Source organism: Trinickia violacea (assembly GCF_005280735.1).
Lineage (GTDB): Bacteria > Pseudomonadota > Gammaproteobacteria > Burkholderiales > Burkholderiaceae > Trinickia_A > Trinickia_A violacea.
The window spans coordinates 253208-272647 of the sequence record NZ_CP040077.1 but is presented as its reverse complement, the minus strand read 5'-3'; the positions used below and the strand labels follow the sequence as shown (position 1 = coordinate 272647).

The window sequence follows — 19440 nt, the reverse complement described above, 5'->3', positions numbered from 1 at the left end:
AGGCATCGGGAAGGGATTATTCGAGAAGGTGCGGCGTCTCGATTTCCCGCTGCATGCCGCTGATTAGCTGCACGGCCTGCCAGCTTTCGGGCAGGATGCGGGGCATCAGATGCTCGCGCCAGCAACGTCAATGATCGATGCAGACGCGTCCTCCCCGCCATCGGCGGACGGCGCTCATTGTGTTGCCCGGTCTCTGAAGTGTTCAGTATTACTGCATTGTCCAGGCAGGCCGACTTCTGCGCCAAGGCCGCAGCCGGACGCCGCCGCAGTACGCCGCGGGCGACGTCTCACATTGCCAGCAACGAATCAATATGCCGACGCATCTGGAGCGCATGCCGGCCAGTCCGACCCCGATGTGCAGAGCGATGGCGAAGTCGCCTGGATTGATGCCGACGACGCGCGGACCGCTTCGCTTGCTGCGGTGACGTACAGTCGGAATGGTCTTGCTTGCCCGCCCCCAGTTCGATGACTGCCAGTGTTTCGATTTCCGCCATCCAGTGGTCGAGGTGCCCGAGCTGCCACTCCATACAACCCCGCATGTGATGCAAGCACATCGATAGCCGATGGCTCGCATCCAAGCCGGTCAAGCTTCGACACCGCTGTGGGAGCAGAGAGCCTTGCGACCTGGTGCTTTCAGCTGCCTTCGACCGCCATTCCAGCGACTTTCAGTGAAAAGTCGGCTTTGTATTTTTCATAAGCCAATCTTTACTTGAGGAATACATTTTCACCACCGCTGGATCCGTCTCCAGGGCAAGACGGGAATCAATGAAATTCAGCGTCTTTTGTTTATCGGCTGAGAATTGATATGCGAGCCACATTGCCTCTGTCGCCTGGTCGAGGCGATTTTCCTTGGCTAGCGTAACTGCCAACGGCGCCCAAACGGCCGTTCGCCGCGGATTAAGCGACAGCGCGAGAACAGCAGTGTCCTCGGACTTTGCCAGTTGGCCATCCGCAGCATATGCATAAGCGAGGTTGCTAGCAATCTCCTCATCGCCGGGGTCTGCCTGATTTGCCTGCTCGAGCAGTTTCACCGCGTCGTCGGGCCTAGATGCATTGAGCGCGGAAAGCGCATCTTGATTGAGCTTCCGAGCTGTTGCGCGGTCGCCCCGTTGCGGTTTGGGTAGTAAATCGATCGTCCTTGCTGCATCCATTGCACCCGCAAGATTTTCGGAGCCTGCAAATACCAGCATTGCCTTTGCGCATTCGGCAGTGGTCACACAATTTCCTGCTGGCGCGGCGACCGACGGCGAGCTTGCCGTCTCCTCCGGCTGAGTGGGCACATTTGAATTACTCACGACGTTCGTTAGCCACTGCCGCTGCTCTGCATACCACTGAACGAGGCAATCACGGTCGTGGCAATTACGCTCGCGGTAGTTCCATTGCTCCCGCGTGTGCTCCTTAAACGCAACCTGGTCTGCAGCCACCGCTTTTGCACTGGCAAAGAGATTTGCCAGATCGACATCGGCCGCCGCAAGTTGCGCGTCGTTGCAAATAAGATGCTCTGCGTCCGAACGCGCCTTTGTGCAATCAAAGCTCGTTCTGATAGCCGGTAAATTCTGTTCGACAGGCGCTGATGCATTCACGCTCGCGGCCCTGGACACTCCCTGCTGCGCCAGAGCCGCACGGTTCGACTCGACCTCCGCGCGGACACTTTCAAGATCACCGCTGCGGTAGCGGTAATTCGAGCAGCGGGCGTTGTAATCGTTCACCGACGCGTTAAACGCATCCACCGAAGTCTGTGAATTTATGTTTAGCTGTCCTTGCCACGCTTCCATCCGGATTCTTTCCGAGAGGCAATAACGAATCTGTGGCCGCTCCAGCGTCAGCCCAGTGCCTACAGGTGGCACGGTTTCCTCGTATGAGGAGTAAGAAGGCACTGTTCCGTTCTGCGCCACGGTGAGCGCGTTGCCATTGGATGGAACCGTTGATGGTGAGACGGCCTCGTCGGTGGTGGGGGCCGCCATTGTGCTCGGGGCAGTCGCTTCGTAGGCTGTCGGTGGACGCGGCTGCGGCGGTTTGTTTGAGATCACCAGCCAGGCGAAGAGCGCGATCGCAACAGCAATTGCGACACCCCACATTTCACGGGAGCCACCAGATCTAGAGCCTGCTACCGGCGATCCCGTAAAGATCTGGGAAGGCTCCGCGGTCTCTGGGGGATTCGCCGGCGCGGAAGACTCCGGCGCGGACGCGACGTCTGAAATCATCGAGTCCAGCCCTGCAAATCCCTTCTTTCCATTATCGTTCGCCATCATCTATCAATCCTTGAGGTAGTCGCTTAGCTTCCGGACACCTTTCTTGAAGCCGCCGCGGACGAGGTGCTCGAGGATGTGCGTGTTCCACCCGTTGATGTAGGACGCCGACCCGTAGACCTTCTTGTCATCCCGCTTACCGATCAGAAAACTGCCATTGGCACTCCAAACATGGACTTCATGCCACCCAAGGCGCACACGCTCGGACCCCATGAACTTGTGCCGGACCAGCGTGACGGCGTCGTTCTCCACCACGATGTCCCCGAAGGAAAAGGATTGCCCTTTCTCGAGAGCGGCAATCGTCTCAAATATCAGCCGTACGCAGACGGCCCGCCACAACGCTCCCGTAAAGCCTGAGTAGGTAGCTTCATTGCGCAGCTCGACGCGCTGGTCGGAGCGGCTGTCGCCGAAGCCGATCGTGTAGTCAGTTCCGGTTGGGACGCCGTTGACCGACTTCCGCACGGCACCCCAACGGACCCGCGTTACCGAATCCAGGGGAATGTGGCCTCCCTTCCAGCGGATGCCGCGCGGCGAAATCGCAAGTTCCTCCTTGAATAGCAGTCCAACGTCGGCGCGAAAGGTGATCTCGCGTTCCCACTGCTCGTTATTACGAGCTTGCTCGTCGGCCTGCCGTCGCAATCCATCAAGCGCCTCAGCATCCTCACCGAGCTTCTCTGCGACGTCCGGGAGCTCAGCGAACAATTGGCGCAACAGATGGGTCATCCGGTCGGCCTGATTAAGCATCCCGTGCTCGTTGTTCAACGTGAGGGACAAGCCCCGCATCTCCCAGGCGGTGTCCTGACTCGGGCGGTGGACCGTCCCGCGGGACATTGCGCTAGTCAGAATCGGTAGCGCGACGCCGTGCCAATTGCGAGCCACCTTTTCGAGCCGGTCGAGGATCGGATCGACTGCCAAGGCTCCTCTCGGCGCTGCTTCGCGAGCCTGTTTGATCAGGGCTGAGACGTTCTGCGCCTCCTTCTGCAGGAAGCCTTGGGTCTCTACCTCGTAGCTGTCAACAAGGTCGTCAATCAGCATGGGTGCGTGCGTCCTCCCGCCATCAGTGGTTCTACGCACGACCTCAGTCATCGTTTCAATCAATCTTGCCGGCTCCATCGTGTCAAGAAGGTTCTTCAGGGCCACCCGGTATGCCCTGCGCCGCGCAGAGAGCTCCTGCTCGATTATTTCCGCTCCCTGAACCTGAGGAAATCCGGAAACGCTGCGATCTTCGTTTACGTCGCGGAGCACCTTCTCCGGATCGATGGATTCGACAATTTCGGCAAAATCTCGAATGAACTCCGCCACGGACGAGACGGGCTCGTTGTCCGGAACTAATTCGCAGGCAGCCGCCATAAGGTTTGCTCGCGGCAGGCCGGGGAGCCCCCGTGTGAACCTGGCACCCTCGGGATCTTCGGAAAGGGCGCGAATCATGTTCTCGGCGACCCTCGGCGCGACCCCAGGCAACCAAGCCATTTCCGCTGAGAGCCTCGTCCTAGGATTAGTCAAGTCGGAGCGAGCCTTCTGACAAACGTCATCATCTAGTTGCAGGGCGCGTTCTTCGGCCATCGCGACGATCTTCCGTCGATCATCGCGAGTGGTGACACCAAGGACACAGAACGGGCTAGCGTGCAGGGACGTCTCGTTCGTTTTCTTGCTCATCTCAATCTCGTTTCTTCGTCCCTTGGGTCAAATCGCCACTAGCCGCAGTGCATATTGTGTCTCGTAGTTGCCGATAGTGGAGTTCGGCGCCGATTCAGACGAATCCGATGCGCCGCTCGGAGTCCTCCCCGGTGCGTGACGGCGCGGCTTCGAGTGCGGCGAGGAGGAAGTCTTGGCCAAGCATGTCGCTCCCAGCGCGCGCAGATAGCCGCGCACCTTCGCGAACCACAAACGCGGCGTCTGAAAGTGGACGACCCGCGAGCGCCTTGGCCAAAAGCAGTGGATCGACGGTCTGGTCCTTCGGTAGGGTTGCCAGCAACTTTACGAGCAATGCCGCCACCTCAACCTCGTCCGGATAGGCGACCTCGATGACATTGTCAAACCGACCGCGGCGCATGATCGCGGGATCAATCATCTCCACCCGGTTAGTCATCGCAATGATCAGAACCTCGTTTTTGATAGCCTCGGGGATGCGCCGCAAGAATTCGGCGACCTCCTCGACCCGGTGGTGGCCCCCGCCTCCGCCAATTTCCCGGTCGGCCAGAAACGCCTCCATTTCGTCAATCACCAACACTGACGGCGCGTTTTGCATTGCTTTGTCAAACATCTCGGAAACCTTTCGGCTGGTTTCGTGGATGTAGGGGCTCGCAACGGAGGATGCATCAATTTGGAAACTCGGCCATCCTAGATACTCAACCAGTTGCTCGACCGCAAAGGTCTTTCCGCACCCTGGCGGGCCGTGCAGCACAGTCGCCGAGGGAAAATCGATGCCCAGCGCGCGGTAGCGGTCCTTGTAACGAACGATATCGACGACGTGCTCATTGAAGAAGGACTCGAGCTGCGGGCGTCCGATTAATTCGAACGGTTTACCCAAGCTCATGCCAGCCTCGCGCTTCACAATGGAGCCAGCAGCAGCGTTCTCCTCTGGCTTAGTCTCGTGTTTCCGGGAATCCGGAAGATTAGCGACTCTGACCGCATCGGTAGGCGAGTCGTCATCGGCAATGTCGATTCGCGCCGCTGCGATGACTTCGCGAAGGTTCCCGGCTCCGATCCACGTGAGCATCTGGTGCAGGCGCCGGAACGACTTGGCGGAAACCTGCGCGCCGCCGGTCAGCAAAGAGCCGAGCACGACGTCGTCCTCTACGCGTGAGATGGTCCGATAGGTGGGTAGCAGGCGGCTGAATCTTTCGACGTAGATGGAGTCGTGAAGAGCGCTGTCCGGGTCGATCGCGCGAGTCTCGCGCAGGGCAGTAGCGAACGTGAGGGCCTCATTCTTATTGTTGGGTGAGCGGCAATCGGACAGTGGCGCAAGCAGTTGGCTCGGGCCGGAGGAAACCTCGTGATAGGTCTCGGCCCCGAACGTGAACCGGTAGAAGTCACCGAGCTCAATCAGTCCGGAGGACAACCACTTGGTGAACAAGTCCTCCCGAGAGATCAATGCATTTCCGCCGCCGCGAGTCTCGACGATTTGCCAGTTTGCGGCTGCGTGGAGCGGGCGCCCGCAACTCGCGCCGTCCGGTAGTATGTATCCGATTGGCAACCAGCTCTCGAGTGCCACAATTACCCCACCAGAATGTTCGATCCCGCGAGCAGATCATCCTCGTTCGAGGTGACAACCCGGATCAAGTCGAGCTGACCGACGATCTGTCGCAACCTGTCGATGTCATTTGACTCCCGAGCTTCACGTCCGAGACGGCACAGCTGGTCATGCTGTGCGGCATCGGAAAACTCGAATGCGCGCTCTGAAAACCATTTGAGTCGGTCGATGACAAACCAGTCCTGACGCCAGAGGATTGAGAAGTTTCTTCCACGCATCTCATCAAGGAGCGACTCGAAATCGCCGCTGTTGTTGTCGATCGCGCGCTGAGCTGTTTTAGCGAGGTTGTCAAACGCTCCGCCCTCCGCGGGCCGTGCGAATTTCCGAATGACCGAGTCGAAGAATTCGACAGCTTTGTCCAGCTCCATCCGACGGATGACCGCAAGGTGCTCCTTGCGCGCTTGCGCCAGAAGTTTTTTTGCCTCCCGGACGTCGTCCATTGCTTGCTTGGCAGACTCGGGATCGCTCTCGCCGCCTAAGCTAGATGCCCGTTCTAGCCGGTTGCTTGCCTGATCGAGGCGCGAGTCGTGGACCTGAAGTGAGATTTCCTGGAGCCGGCGACCGACGCGCTCAGATTCGTCCTCGATGCGCTTGGCCGCCTTGCTATAGTCGATCTGCCCTTCCTGGCGCGAATAGAAGTTGCGGCCGCTGTGAAAGGAGCCGCCGATGGAGGGGACGGTAACCTCGAGAACGATGTTGCCGGAGTCAAGCACCTCGTATTCGCACAGTAAATCAGCGCCCTTGGCGATCACACCATCGGAGAAGTCCGTTCCCTTGATCTCGAACATGCCAATAAACTCATTGTCCGAAACTGGATCCTCGATCGCCCCCTCCCATAGCTTGAACTTGATCGATCCAGCTGCGTCGGCGCGCAGGGACTCCTCGGCCTTGAAGGTCTTGCTGCCGCTTTTAGGGAGCTGGTCGCCCTCACGAACCAGGTAGTCCAAGACGACCCGACCGCCGATTTTCTCTCGGGCTTCCACTCCTATGGAATGGGAGGCGGGAATCGCATCAATCTGCGCTGCAGTCCTCGAAATCGCGAGTTTGTCCTCAGGCAACTTCACCGACCCGCCTGCGGCATCGAACACGAACACTTTGAACAGATTCTCGCCGGGTTTAGCGAGCGGGACTTCAATTGTCGCGCCATCTCTGAGGACGACTCGACCCGAGGTCCACCCAGTATCCAGACTGTCAATTTGGAAGGCGGTGCCGTCCGCCGCCTTGCCACCTACCTTGGCAATCAACTTGGCCTTTAAGTCGGGCGTGCGTGCCTGAAAGTTGAAGGACAAATCGAGCGCACCGCCGGCAGCCAGCGACCCGCGTCCACTTTTTCGGCCTCGGTTTTGGCTTGCCCAGTCGATCGATTCTGCGAATACAGCAGCGCCTTCGGCCACGGCTGTCATCGGGTCGACATCAGTGGATGCCGCGATACCCAGCTCGAAGGCCACCTTGTCGCGAAGCGGCTTGTATTGGGTCGGCCCTCCTACGAATACTACGCGTCCAATGTCATGGGGACTCAGTCCGGCCTTGACCATTGCCTCGCGTGCCGCGGCGATAGATTCCCCGACTTTCTCGGAGATCAACTCGTCGAAGCGCTCCCGGGTTATGGCGATGTCAAGGTAGATATCCGTTCCGGACTCATCGCGCACTCGCAGTTCGCTGTCGTCGAGCGCGATCACCGCCTCATCGCTAGACGAAAGCTCGATCTTCGCTTTCTCGGCCGCCCAAATGGCCAGGTGGCGCAGGGTCGCGTAGTGTTTGTCGGTGGAGAAATTTTCCGGCAAGTCGAAGTTCGCGAGAAGCCAAGGTTTAACAACATTGTCGAGCAACAGGCGGTCGAAATCCCGTCCGCCACACATCGCAATGCCGCCGTGTGATAAGAGACTGACTCGCCCGCTGATGCTCTCAGCGATGGCGATGTCAAGGGTTCCGCCACCTAAATCGTAGACCAGGAACATTCCGTCGCTTTTGCGGTGGCGCATGACGCTCATGACGGCGGCGACGGGCTCCTGCATGAGGGCGACGCTTCCCAGCCCAGCCTTTTCAGCAGCAGCCATCGTTGCGTCCTTCTGCATCTGATTGAAGGCCGCAGGAACAGTAATCACTGTCCCGGTATCCGGAGCATTGCGGATTTCCTCGGGCAGGTATCCGAATAGCACGCGCAGGATTTCGGCGGAGCACTCTTCCGGGGTCATCGTCAAATCAAGCCCTGGCAGGCGGACTGGCGTGCTGGTGCCCATTAAGCGCTTGAATATGGTCGCAGCGTTTTCTGGATTGCGAGCGGCGTTGTCGTATGCACGTTTGCCGAAATATTTGTTGTTGCGCTTGTCGATGAATATGGCCGACGGCGTGACGTTGTTCTGCTCAGGGCTCTTGAACAACCGCAGACTTTCACCGTCATACGCGCAGATTGCACTGTTCGTCGTTCCCAGGTCGATTCCGATGTAGTTCTTCATTGGCGTTCTGCCTTCGCAAGCATCACCGTGCCGCTGCGCACCAAACCCTCGGGGCCCATGACGATGGGCTCAACCGTCTGGTCGACAACCAAGAAGTCGTCGGGGCCGAAGTCAGCAATGTTCAAGGCTGAGACGGCCATGCCAGGATCGTAGGGCTGGCCCTCAAGAGTGACAAGACGAAGACCGAAAGCGCTCAGCCCATCGTCGATCTTTTTATGAAAATAGCGGGCTTGATTGGCATATCGTGTTGCCTCACCCGAGTCGAGCTTATCAAGCAATCGGCCAAATACCTTGGTAAAACGCCACCCTTCTACCGAAATGTCGATTAACGCCTTCCTCTCGGCGTTTTCGCCCACGTCACGGCGTATCTCGTCCATGCTTTCCCCGGCCGGTTGTGATATTTAAAATGCATGGGGGCGGCCTCGCCATTTGGCGCATAAGTTTCTAGGGCCCCTCATTTGGTCGATTGTGACTATATCAGAACGTCCGGTTCGCGCTTATCCGGTCATCGCCCTTCACCGTGCCGGCAGCTCAGCCCCAACGCTTTCTCAGGGTTGCAATCCGCGCGTCTGCTCTGAGCGCTTGGCCATCGGGGCCGCAAAGTGCAACCGATCCTTCCGGGAGGCCGAAGACCTCCTCGATCTTTCGGCGGATTCTGCCCACGCTCGCATCTCCGCGCGCTGCCCTGAGCCGACCTGGAGTCCTGGCTCGAGCCCCGACACCCTCCGGGCCCTCGTCATCCGACTCCGCCTGCTCCGCCTCTGGCTCGTTTCCCCACTCGTCCTCGACGACATTTTTTACCGCGGCATCCTCGGCATGCCAGGTCACTGCATCGACGGGCCGCCACACCTTTCCATCTTCGATGTGGAACTCACACAACCCCTGCGACGGGTGAATGTAGTCGCTCATCCTAACCTTTACCCCAGGGATGCCTTCGAACTCGTGATGGATCAACTTGAGAAAAGAAACCGGTCCATCAACACCGATAAAGGCCGACCAGGAAGGGGTGTGAAAATTGATGCTCTGGCCCTGATAAACATAGATCGTCGCCCGCAGCTCCGGGGACGCGGCGGCGAGCGCTCGAAGCGACGTCACCACCGTCTCACTGTATCCAAAGAGGTCGTCCGGAATGCTGTTCATATCCACCTCGACGGTGGGAATCGGCTCGCGTGACCGCGAGAAGTGAAGGTCCTTGGCTTGGCGTTCGATCATTCGAATACCCCGTTCGTATTAGTTTGTAGTTTGCTGCGAGAGACTCCAGCACACCTCATCCTATCGCCAACCGTGCGACGCAAACGCATGAATTCTAAGTCAAGCTGGAAATGTATCTAGTCTAAACCGCATTTTGGAAAATTTTTGTCTCAACGGGAACGCGACTTGCGGATTGTGAGCAGGCTACCCTCGGGACGCGCACTGTCCTGACACGGTTGGACAATTCAAGTTTAAGACACTTGCGCGCCGGGGAGCCCTCTCCTCCCGCACGGATCAGCAGGTTCAAGAACACATGCAGCGGGGCAGGAATGACAAAGGATCGATATAGGCTTTTTATTGACGACCTACGCGAGCCCGCATCGCCATCCTGGGTTGTCGCCCGCACTTCCAAGCAGGCGATTGCCCTGCTGGCGACGCGCGGATGCCCTTCCGAGATATCGTTCGATCACGACCTCGGCGATGACGATACCGCAATGGCGGTGGTCAAACAGCTGATCGAAATGGATCTAAACGCGGGTGGCCACTTCATACCTGACGACTTCGCATTCACCGTGCATAGTGCCAATCCCGTTGGCAGAGACAATATCGTAGGCCTCTTGCGCGCCTACCTGCAGCACCGTGCACGACAAGGGAGAACTTGACGCTCTTCAAAGCGCCAACACCGCCCTGACATCGCTCTACACAGCGTTCCGCTTATAGCCCGGATCGAATGTTTCGGCATTGAGACATCGTTTGTCTCAGCGCGAATAAACAATAACTGGCGTCCGCCACGCGCCATAGGGGAACGACGCACTACGCACCGAACCTCCTGGCCAGCCAAACAAATGAAAACCCCTAGCGGGAAAGCCGAATCCACCCACAGCCCGTACACGCTTCAAAACGTAGACGACGCAATCGCGCACCTGGAACAAGCGCTTTCTACGTACGAAGCCCTCGTGGTATTCAGCGCAAATTACTGGCGCACACGGATCATGCAAGTGACCGTGACACCTGGGCTTACCAATTCGCAACGGCAGCGATTGCAGCGCCTGCTGGCTCTTCTCGATGGAACGGCGAGAACTTGATCGTCATCGTGAGTCCGAGTCCCTTTACGGAACGCCGATCAGACGATCATTTCACACCTTTCTCACCGACGTGCCGCGAGTGCCCCACTCACCCACGTCGAACGTACAAAGCGCGACAAGCGTAATCAAAAAAGAATCCGCGATAAACCACATTCCTAGCGCGCCTATAAGCAAGGGGCTCACCTTCTGCTCAGGATTGCGCCTACGCACATAAAAATTGAAAAGCAAGCCAACGACAACCCACAGCCCAAAATAGAACTGCATGTCGCGGAAGAAATGCTCGGCAAGCCAGCCAGTCGCGAGGCCGTATATGCACATGGCCGGCCAGAGCACCTGCAGCGCACCAGGTACAAGTAGGTTGACCATCGACAATGGATGCAAGATCTTCAAATTCCGTCCAAACTGCCGAAGCGTCCAGAACAAATCTCGCAGACCGCTGCGCCGCCAGCGAAGTTGTTGCATGAAAAGCTGTTTGAAGTTATTGGGCGCTGCCGTCCAGCATTGCGCGCTGATATTGATGTACGTTTTTAACCCCTTCAGCAACAACAAATGCGTCATGTAACGATCCTCACCATCGCGCACGCCGACGCCGAACCAGTTTCTATGTTTTACCTGCTCTTCGATCGCTTCAAAGTGCTCTCGCCGGATAGCGAAGAGACACCCTGAGATGCAGATAACGTTTCTTGTCCAGTTCTGCAACATCTTCATGATCTGGAAGCTGTAGTAGTAAACCACCGTCTGACACTGGGTGAGCACGTTTTCCCGCGCGTTGCTGATACCTACGCGGCCACCCACGGCTCCAATCGAGTCGTCATTAAAGCACGCGGTAAGCTCCGCGATCGCCCGTTTATCAAAGATGCAATCGGAATCAATGCAGATAAGAATTTCGCCCGAAGAATGCGAAAGCGCACGCGACAGCGTCTGATGCTTGCCGGAATTCACCGGGTTCTTGAACGCGCGCACGTTGTTCCAGCGTTGCGCCGCACGTTCGATCCATACGAATGTGTCATCCGCAGAGCAGTCGTCAACGGCGATGACCTCCACTTTCTCCATCGGATAGTCGCTCGCAAGAATGCTTTCAATCGTGCGAAACACGTGCTCCCCCTCGTTGAAGCAAGGTAGCAGCACGCTCACCTGCGGCTGAAGCGCATAGTTCTTTTCCATGAACGTGGACTTTGCACCGATGCGCAACAACAACGTCACGCCAAAGTTCATTACCATGACAATTAACGGCAGAGCGAAGATGAGTTGCACGAACGTGTCGATCACAACGGTCCCCTGAACTTGATCAAGAATTCCAACTTCCCCTGGCTCACGGGGCGTGGACGTTTGTACAACCAGAGATTGATCACCAGCGTCTGTGGCTTCTCGGCGAGATCTTTACGAAAGCCTACTTTGCCGTCTGCTTGCAAGGAAGAATCCCAATCGACCTCTTCCGGCTGCCAGTTAAGCTCAAAGCTGGCGTCATCTAATCCGCTCGGCACTCGCATCGTACTGTGGCGATTGCCCTTGTGACTGCGATACCAGGCGGTGTAATTGACTTGTGGCCCATCCGAAATGCCCCATCGCGCCAATTCGACGTCGATTTCGTTGGTACCATCGGGGCCGACATCCTTGGGCGGGTAGAGAAAAACACCCAGGACGACGTTCGGATCGATCGCACCGATCGGACCGCGAACCTCGAACGCGTATCGGCCGAACCCGAATTGCCTGAGCGACTCCAGCTCCACGCACGCAAATCTCCCGTCCTGCAATTGCGTGATCTTCACGTGGAGCCATCCTCGGTCATCAACCCACGCCCCACGCTCATTCCACACGCCGGACGCACACGGCTGCCCCCCGCCGCTTCGAAGGTGCCACGCCGTTCCCGCCCAGACCAAATCGCGAGCCGACGCTGCGGAAAAGGTCAATAGGCACGATAGCGCCAATGCGGCGCACCACGTTTTCCTCATCTGCTCACCATCTTCAATGCACGGCTACACACGCACGAGATTCACATTAGGGGGTTCGCAGCCACGTTCAAGCACACCTTTGACGTCTGTCACGACCGCGGCGTACCGCGGATTGATGTGCTCCTCGATCATCCTCCACCCGCATCGAACGAATTCGTCGTGGGCAACGGCCAGCACCACCGCGCTAGCCTTCTGTCGCCGCTCGGCAGGCGTAAGCGTGATTCCGTACTCGCGGCAGACTTCGTCGGGATCCGCAAGCGGGTCGATGACCTGCACGTCAATGCCCCAACTCATGAGTTCCCTGACCAGGGCCGCCGCCTTCGAATTGCGGATGTCGGGCACGTTCTCCTTGAAGGTAATCCCGAGGACCGTGATTCTGGAGTCGTGAGGCAATCCACTATGGCGCATCGCCTTCAGCGTCTTCTCGGCAAGCAAGGCGGGCATCCTGTCGTTGACTTCCCGCGCCGCGAGGATCAGTGACGGGATGTATCCCACCTGCGCGGACCGATACGTCAGGTAGTAGGGGTCCACCGAGATACAATGGCCGCCCACGAACCCTGGGACGTAGCGATGGAAGTTCCATTTTGACGCCGCGGCGTCAATCGCATCATGCGTGTCGATATTTAGCCGCGAGAAAATCTGCGAGAGTTCATTCATCAGCGCTATGTTGACGTCTCGCTGAGTGTTCTCGATGACCTTTGCCGCCTCAGCAACCTTGATGCTGCGTGCCCGATAGGTATTGGTGATCTTCGAGTACATTTGGTCAACAAGCTCGAGCGTCTCTACGCTGTCTCCGGACACAATCTTGGTTGTGGTCGTGAGCGTATGAACCCGGTCGCCGGGATTGATGCGCTCCGGAGAATACGCAACCCAAAAGTCGACGCCATGTTGCAGACGAGCCGCCCCGGTATATTCCCCCCGCTGTTCGAGTAACGGTACGCAGATATCTTCGGTCACGCCTGGGTAAACCGTGCTTTCGAAAATTATCGTCGTGCCCGCTGTCATGTGCTTGGCAATCGTTCTTGTTGCACCCATCACCGGCTCGAGGTCGGGAACATTCGCATCGGTAACTGGCGTCGGCACTGTCACGATGATGACATCTGCCTCGCGAATTGCCGCTTCCGGGTCGCTCGACAGGCGCCACGCCGCCGCTTTGAGTTCGCGCTCAAGGAGCTCTCCTGTTCGATCAAATCCGTCGGACAGTTCGAGAATCCTGCCGGTGTCGATATCGAAGCCGGTCACCTCGAAATGCCGCGATAGTTCGAAAGCGAGCGGGCACCCCACATACCCGAGCCCCACCACGACTATCCTATTGAAATTGCGCATAGCTATCGGTCAAAAGGGCAATTTGTAAACGTGAAAGATCGATCTTCATCGTGGCTATCGTGAGGCCGATCCGAATCTGCGATTTGGTTCGGAGAGCCTCAGACGTGTCCAGGTCGCGCACACGGTCGGATTCCGCGCTCAGCATGTCTTGCTCCTCGAGCAGCCGTTGCAGACTCTCGCGCTGTACCTGGAGCCGGGCAGCGACATCCTTTCGCAGCATGTCGACCTGCTCGGAAAGATCGTCGTTCGACTGGCTGCGCATGTTCAGCAGCGAGTGAGTCGCGCTGTCCAGCTTCCGCCCATACGAAGCCGCGTTGAAGTTGTAGGTGAACACGATCGAGACAAACGGTTGAAACCGCGTCGGTGTGCTATCCGGCTCGCCGAACACCGGCTTTTGTACCCCGCCGACCAGCGAGACATCCCACGCTTGCAACTTCTCTTTGTGATTGAGCTCATCCTCGAGAGACATTGTCACGTCGTCGATCTGTTGCAGCGCCTGTCGCAGATCGATTTGAGGAACGTCAGGGACCGTCTGTGCCTCGGCCGCGTTTCGAGCAGACATGTACTGTGTGTAAATCTCGTCGCGCTGCTGACTCAGCTGCAGCACATCCGCCAAGGTGGCGTTGCCCGAACGCCGCCGACTTTCCGCGCGACCGATTTCCTCGTTGACGACATCGAGTACATGTTTAAGGTCCGTCACCTGCTCAGCCGCAACTCGCTTGTCCAACGCTGCCATGGCGTATTTCACGTTGCGATCAACCTCGAGCGTGAGACCGTATAACTGACATTGCAGTGCGGCCGACCGTGTGGCCGAATCGCCCTGAAGATGCTTCGACAGACTCTTGGACAGACCAACGACTACCTGCTTCAATCCGGGATTCGTATCCGACTCGCCAAAATTACCGAATCCGGTCACACCGCTGTCCAGAGTCCGCTCGGCATCGGCCTGGTCCTCTACATATTGACAGTACGTTTGCCTTTCGCTGTCCAAGCTGGTTTGTGCAATTGCACCCGAACTCGTAGTGAACAACAGTGTTGCGATCAGAAACGTGTTGCGTTTAATTGACATTTACTTGAAGGTAACGTGGAAGAGAGAACGCACGCAGAAGCGGGCTCGTCCTAGAACAGCAGCGGCTTATGTCCGATGAACACGATGGGTGATTCCGCAGCGGCCTTCACGTTAAAGGTGACACCGACAAACTTGCCCTTGATGTCCGTCTTGAACAACGGTTGCCGCGCGTACTCCTCTGCGTCGTATACGCGGTCGATCGTTCCTACCCGGCGACATACGATAACTTGCAGGTAACAATCGAAGACCGGAGCACCCGGCTTTGCATACGCGAGGTTGTCGTATTGAACAAAAACCACCGGAACGCTATCCGTCAACGCCTGGTAATACGGTGAAAGCTTTGCGACCGTCAACACGCGCTCTGAGTCGGCCACCGTCGCGCTCAATTGGTCCACCGATTGCCGCGCCGCCTCGGCGTCAAGCTCAGCCTGTGCAAGCGTGGCTCTCAGTTGCGCCTCGTTGCCTAGCGACTGCAGCGCTGCCAGTGACGAGTTCTCGCTTCCATTGAGCGTTTTGCCGGCGTTCGCCGCAGCTCGTGCTTGCTCCCGAAGCGAAATCTCGCTAACACGGGAATCCGTAATCGCATTGCGTGCGGACTGGACATTCAGACGCCGCGAGATCGCTTCATCCTTCGTGATCAAGCCCGCCTTCAATTCTGCGTCAATCGTCGCTAGAAGCGGGTTGAGGCCGTCAAGTGTCTCTTCCTCTTCGCCAGTGTCGATACGCTTTTCCTTCAACACACCGCTTATCTCCGCTTCGTTTCTCGCAAATTCACCCGACTCACTACGCGCCGCCGAGTCGAACCGACTGATCAGCGAGCGCAGTTCGACGATCTGTTCGCTAACGATTCGCTTCTTTTCGGCAGCGACAGCAAGATCGACGCGATTCTTGAGCAGATTCGCCTCAAGCGCCGATACCTGGGGCTGGTAAGCCAGCACCTTTTCCTGTGTCGGCGACAGCACGATAGGCGCTGACCAGTTTCGATTGACCGCATAGAACCCCATCAGGAACAGGTAAGACAGCACGCCGATCACAATGATCAGCAAAATCGCACTCATCGTAAGCCGATAGGTTAGAACGATGTAGCTTTGAAATTGCTTGAAGTTCAGTTTCCGGGTTCCTCCATTCGCCGTCCCGCTATACATTTGCATCGACACTCGCTCCGGTATTTGCTTGCATGACTTTCATTCTGCTCAGTGTTCGGGACAATCCGTGTCCCTTGTGATTGCGGGGCACGCGGATTTTTTTAGCCGGTTGGTACGTCTGGTTTCAGTGCGCAGGCGGCACAGCGATCGCAGGTTGACGTACCGTTTGTGATGAGGGATGAAGCGCTTGGACTGCTTCTTTTATCTTCTAGCTTGTTGCGGCGCGCTTAAGATGTCCCGTTGCGGGCGTAGAAGTACCCTTGAAGATGCGTGGCACCGCTTGCCAACGCCAGTCGTGCGTCAATCTCCGTCTCAACTCCCTCGATGACGACGGACGGGGCAAAGGCTTTGGCAAATCCAACGAGTTGTGACAAGCGTTTGGCGTCCAACGAATCCGCACGGCCGGCAGCTACAAACGACCTTCCTACCTTCGCGATGTTGACGCCGAGCTCCGTTAGGTTTCGCATGCTGCTATAGCCACTTCCCAAGTCGTCGAGCGCGACGCTGCAACCGAGTTCTCGAAGCGTTCGAACAAACTCGCGTGCCCTCTCGAAATCATCTAGGGGCGACGTTTCTGTTATTTCCAGCGTCAACCTCGACGCCACGTCCGGTTCGTCCGCCAATGCACCAATGGTCAGCGCCCACCACGCGTCCAGCGTCGCGCTCTGTGCTGAAATGTTGCAGCCAAGTTTGTCATCGGGCGCAGCACGAAGCTTCGCGACAATCGACTCGACTACCCATTGGTCGAGCCTACGCACAAGTCCAATGCGTTCTAAAGAGTGCACATCGACACCGATCCGTCTGTGCTCGCTCGTCCTATCTGATATTTCGCAAAGCAATGCTTCACGGTACGCCGTCAATTGAGCGCCTGAGGCATCGCGCACGTGCTCATAGTCGAAGTCGATGCGCCCATCGGCCATGGCTTGGAAGATGCGCAAGGCCGTTTTCGTATCTGCAATGTATTGGGCTCGCCATTCGGTTCCTGGCTGGCCATATATCATGCGACTCGATCCTGCGTCGACGATATTGAACGGCTTGTCATCGAGAGTGGCGACGCTGGCCTCGATGACGGGAAACGCAACGGTATCGCCGGAGGTGATCGGGCTGCTGCTCAAACTAGTCAGAACGCAGTTCAGGTCTTTTGCCCCCCGCCTTTCGTATCCACCGCGTTCCTGGCCGAGACTGCCGGATTTGTCAAAGACAAACAGCATCCGTTCACGGCTTACGGCCACTGTAGCCGAACAGTGCTCCGATAGCGCGCGCGCACGTTCGTGTACAAGGTGGCACATCGCACTCGCAAAAGTGTGTCCGTATGCCTGTTCAATCTGCGGAAAGTTGACGATGGTCGCAACAATGCATAGCGACGTTCCCAAGTCACCGTGCTGTCCCGACTCGGCGACCGAGTCCCTTCGAAAGTAGAGCAGCCCGAAATCGGACAACTGTGGCTTTGTGGTTCTCATGCTACCGATCCCGCATCACCCCTCGATGTTACGAGGCAACGAGCCGGTGCAAAAGGGTTCCTTTGTGTCATGCTCAAGCATAGGCTGAATCTTTAAAAAAACCAGAGGGAAATCATGGATCGGGAGCACTGGCTATCGCCAAAAACCGATCGGACAAAAGGGAACCTTTGTGTCAATAATTGCCGGCAGTGCTTCTTGTGAGACTGCATTTGTGTTGTTCATTCGCTCATGCAGGCGGCAAATGAGCAGCGTGATTTTGAGAAGGCGATACCATGAAGATCGGTTACGCTCGAGTTTCGACGGAAGAACAGAACCTCGACTTGCAGGTTTCAGCGCTGACAAACGCTGGCTGCGACCTTCTCTTTCACGATCACGGTGTCTCCGGCGCGACGTTCCGACGACCGGGTTTGGATGAAACTCTGATGCGACTGGATAGCGGCGATACGCTTGTCGTATGGCGTCTTGATAGATTGGGGAGATCGTTGATGAAGCTCGTCGAGCTAATCGAAACCTTGGATGCTCGAGGCATCCAGTTTCAGTCTCTCACCGAAGCAATTAGCACCAGCTCAGGTAGCGGTATGTTCATCTTCCACATGATGGCCGCTTTGGCTCAGTTTGAACGGACCTTAATCAGCGAACGAACCCGATGTGGAATGAAGGCGGCTCGCGAAAGAGGCCAACACATCGGCCGGCGCCCATCACTGACATCAACACAGCGGCAAGAGGCGCTCCACCTCTTAAGTAGCTTACCGATCGATGATGTTGCGGCGAAATTCCATGTCCATCCGCGAACGGTTCAACGAATTCTGCGGGACTCGAGCGATTTGGGCAACGGTGAAAATTGAAGATCGTATTTGAATTCACGCGAGACGGTGCTATTGAGCATCGAGAGCATATCTGCGCACGCTACGAAGCAACGTACGCGGATGAACTTCAAAGTGTTGAGCGACAACGTCCGTCGAGTGATCGGTCAGAAGTCGACGCGCTTCCAGGCACTCGCTTTCGCTCATGGAGCGCCGTCTCCCGACATGCTGCCCACGTGCCTTGGCAGCGAGCATGCCCGCGCGCGTTCTCTCTCCGATGAGCGAGCGTTCAAATTGAGCCAGTGCAGCCATGATGTGGAACAGCAGCGTTCCGCCCGGTGATGTTGTATCGATTGACTCGGTGAGTGAAGCGAATTGAATACACTTGGCTCCAAGATCGTCGACTAGCTCAATAAGCTTGCTAAGCGATCGACCGAGGCGATCCAGGCGCCAGACGACCAGCGTGTCACCTTGCGACAGCGCGGCCATTGCTCGCTCGAGACCCGGTCGACAAAATTTCGCGCCTGAGATTCCCTGATCAGTGAATACGTGATCGCATCCTGCTGCCTTCAACGCCGCAAGTTGCAAATCAAGGTTTTGATCATCCGTAGAAACTCTCGCGTATCCAATTCTCATTCTTCTAAGTGTGTGTTGCACGATCAGGCCAGCCGACCGGACTTAAATGGAGGCACCAGCTCTTTCCTATCATTCGGCGCCTAGTTGCCCGCTAAGTTGAAGCAACAACTAGTTCCTGATGCACAGCTATCCTCACTTCGACCGCCAAGGAATTGGACGAGACAGTAGTTGGCGAATCGGACAATGTATGTCTTAACTCGGGTCAGGTAGCGCCTTAAGTTCGGGACATGGTTTGACTCAAAGCCCGGGCAGACTGATCACTCAGACAAGAATGGGGAGCACGAGAGGTCCATGGAAAAGTCGACGAGCACGAATTTTACTGACGAAACACAGTGCAACCGCGCTGAACATAACGATCGGCAAACGCTGCGCGTCGCGTTGAGGCTTTGGGGATTCGAAGAGTCGCATTTTCAGTCATGGATGGGCGAGTTGCCTCGACTGAACGGTTTGATCACGTGGGCGATCTTGCGTGAAAAGCTTGCGAGTGACGCCGATATCGTTGTCCACGTCGTCAAACCGTCACGAGCGACCGGTAGTGCATTTTGCTGGAACTGCGCGGGTGCCAACTACGCATTGATGCGGTCGCTATCGGAGGGCCGTACTGATTTGGTCTTGTTCTCTGGCAATGAACGTCAGTTGCCCCGCGCGCGCGCAGGACATTGGGCGGTAGCCGGCAGGTTGTCGCCGCGGGTCGCACTTGGCCGGCTTGCCCATTTGATTGCGGCGTCCTCTACTCATCTCATGGAAGCGGGCGCGGTGCGACGCGATCTGCTCTCGATGATCGCGCAGAAACTTGACGTTGACTGAGTGCCAGC

The 19440-nt window shown here is 57.1% G+C and carries 16 protein-coding genes; 3 read left to right on the top strand and 13 right to left on the bottom strand.

All coding sequences use genetic code 11. The features are described 5' to 3' along the window. Positions 1 to 665: 665 nt before the first annotated feature. The 6 genes from FAZ95_RS01185 to FAZ95_RS01160 all read right to left on the bottom strand — a co-directional run bounded on the left by FAZ95_RS01185 (position 666) and on the right by FAZ95_RS01160 (position 9170). A complete protein-coding gene (locus FAZ95_RS01185) occupies positions 666 to 2252 on the bottom strand; it encodes a tetratricopeptide repeat protein (RefSeq protein ID WP_137330756.1) in 1587 nt (528 codons plus the stop codon). 3 nt (positions 2253 to 2255) lie between these two features. Next, positions 2256 to 3905, bottom strand: coding sequence for a hypothetical protein (locus FAZ95_RS01180; RefSeq protein WP_137330755.1), 1650 nt, complete (start codon positions 3903 to 3905; stop codon positions 2256 to 2258). A 94-nt stretch (positions 3906 to 3999) separates the two neighbouring features. Beyond that, positions 4000 to 5325: an ATP-binding protein gene (locus tag FAZ95_RS01175; RefSeq protein WP_254699778.1), complete on the bottom strand. Its 1326-nt coding sequence runs from the start codon at positions 5323 to 5325 to the stop codon at positions 4000 to 4002. Positions 5326 to 5465: 140 nt separating this feature from the next. Further along, entirely contained in the window at positions 5466 to 7958 is a 2493-nt protein-coding gene (locus FAZ95_RS01170) for an Hsp70 family protein (RefSeq protein WP_137330753.1), read from the bottom strand. Then, positions 7955 to 8335, bottom strand: a complete 381-nt coding sequence (locus FAZ95_RS01165; RefSeq protein WP_137330752.1) for a hypothetical protein — start codon at positions 8333 to 8335, stop codon at positions 7955 to 7957. Before FAZ95_RS01165 ends, FAZ95_RS01170 begins: the two co-directional genes overlap by 4 nt. A 154-nt stretch (positions 8336 to 8489) precedes the next feature. Beyond that, on the bottom strand, positions 8490 to 9170 hold the full coding sequence (locus FAZ95_RS01160) for a hypothetical protein (RefSeq protein WP_137330751.1): 681 nt from the start codon (positions 9168 to 9170) through the stop codon (positions 8490 to 8492). A gap of 308 nt (positions 9171 to 9478) precedes the next feature. Here FAZ95_RS01160 and FAZ95_RS01155 point away from each other — a divergent pair, with 308 nt between their 5' ends. Then, on the top strand, positions 9479 to 9811 hold the full coding sequence (locus tag FAZ95_RS01155; protein WP_137330750.1) for a cyclic-phosphate processing receiver domain-containing protein: 333 nt from the start codon (positions 9479 to 9481) through the stop codon (positions 9809 to 9811). A 474-nt stretch (positions 9812 to 10285) separates the two neighbouring features. Here the strand turns inward: FAZ95_RS01155 and FAZ95_RS01145 are convergent, their stop codons facing one another. The 6 genes from FAZ95_RS01145 to FAZ95_RS01120 form a co-directional block, all read right to left on the bottom strand. After that, complete coding sequence (locus FAZ95_RS01145; protein ID WP_137330748.1) at positions 10286 to 11503, bottom strand: glycosyltransferase family 2 protein; 1218 nt, start codon at positions 11501 to 11503, stop codon at positions 10286 to 10288. Further along, entirely contained in the window at positions 11500 to 12003 is a 504-nt protein-coding gene (locus tag FAZ95_RS01140; protein WP_137330747.1) for a glycoside hydrolase family 16 protein, read from the bottom strand. The genes FAZ95_RS01145 and FAZ95_RS01140 overlap by 4 nt, the downstream gene beginning before the upstream one ends. A gap of 207 nt (positions 12004 to 12210) precedes the next feature. Beyond that, entirely contained in the window at positions 12211 to 13512 is a 1302-nt protein-coding gene (locus FAZ95_RS01135) for a nucleotide sugar dehydrogenase (RefSeq protein ID WP_137330746.1), read from the bottom strand. Further along, positions 13496 to 14581, bottom strand: a complete 1086-nt coding sequence (locus FAZ95_RS01130; protein ID WP_137330745.1) for a hypothetical protein — start codon at positions 14579 to 14581, stop codon at positions 13496 to 13498. The genes FAZ95_RS01135 and FAZ95_RS01130 overlap by 17 nt, the downstream gene beginning before the upstream one ends. Before the next feature lie 50 nt (positions 14582 to 14631). After that, entirely contained in the window at positions 14632 to 15732 is a 1101-nt protein-coding gene (locus tag FAZ95_RS01125; protein WP_137330744.1) for a coiled-coil domain-containing protein, read from the bottom strand. Between the two features lie 221 nt (positions 15733 to 15953). Then, positions 15954 to 17186 carry an EAL domain-containing protein gene (locus FAZ95_RS01120; RefSeq protein ID WP_137330743.1) on the bottom strand — a complete coding sequence of 411 codons (1233 nt, stop codon included), beginning with the start codon at positions 17184 to 17186 and terminating at the stop codon, positions 15954 to 15956. A 272-nt stretch (positions 17187 to 17458) separates the two neighbouring features. Here FAZ95_RS01120 and FAZ95_RS01115 point away from each other — a divergent pair, with 272 nt between their 5' ends. After that, positions 17459 to 18031 carry a recombinase family protein gene (locus tag FAZ95_RS01115; RefSeq protein WP_137330742.1) on the top strand — a complete coding sequence of 191 codons (573 nt, stop codon included), beginning with the start codon at positions 17459 to 17461 and terminating at the stop codon, positions 18029 to 18031. Positions 18032 to 18061: 30 nt separating this feature from the next. Here the strand turns inward: FAZ95_RS01115 and FAZ95_RS01110 are convergent, their stop codons facing one another. Next, complete coding sequence (locus FAZ95_RS01110) at positions 18062 to 18625, bottom strand: recombinase family protein (protein WP_137334379.1); 564 nt, start codon at positions 18623 to 18625, stop codon at positions 18062 to 18064. A 291-nt stretch (positions 18626 to 18916) separates the two neighbouring features. Between FAZ95_RS01110 and FAZ95_RS01105 the strand changes: the two genes are divergently transcribed. After that, the gene (locus FAZ95_RS01105; RefSeq protein ID WP_137330741.1) at positions 18917 to 19432 is read left to right on the top strand and encodes a hypothetical protein; all 516 of its coding nucleotides are present in this window, start codon (positions 18917 to 18919) and stop codon (positions 19430 to 19432) included. Positions 19433 to 19440: the final 8 nt, after the last annotated feature.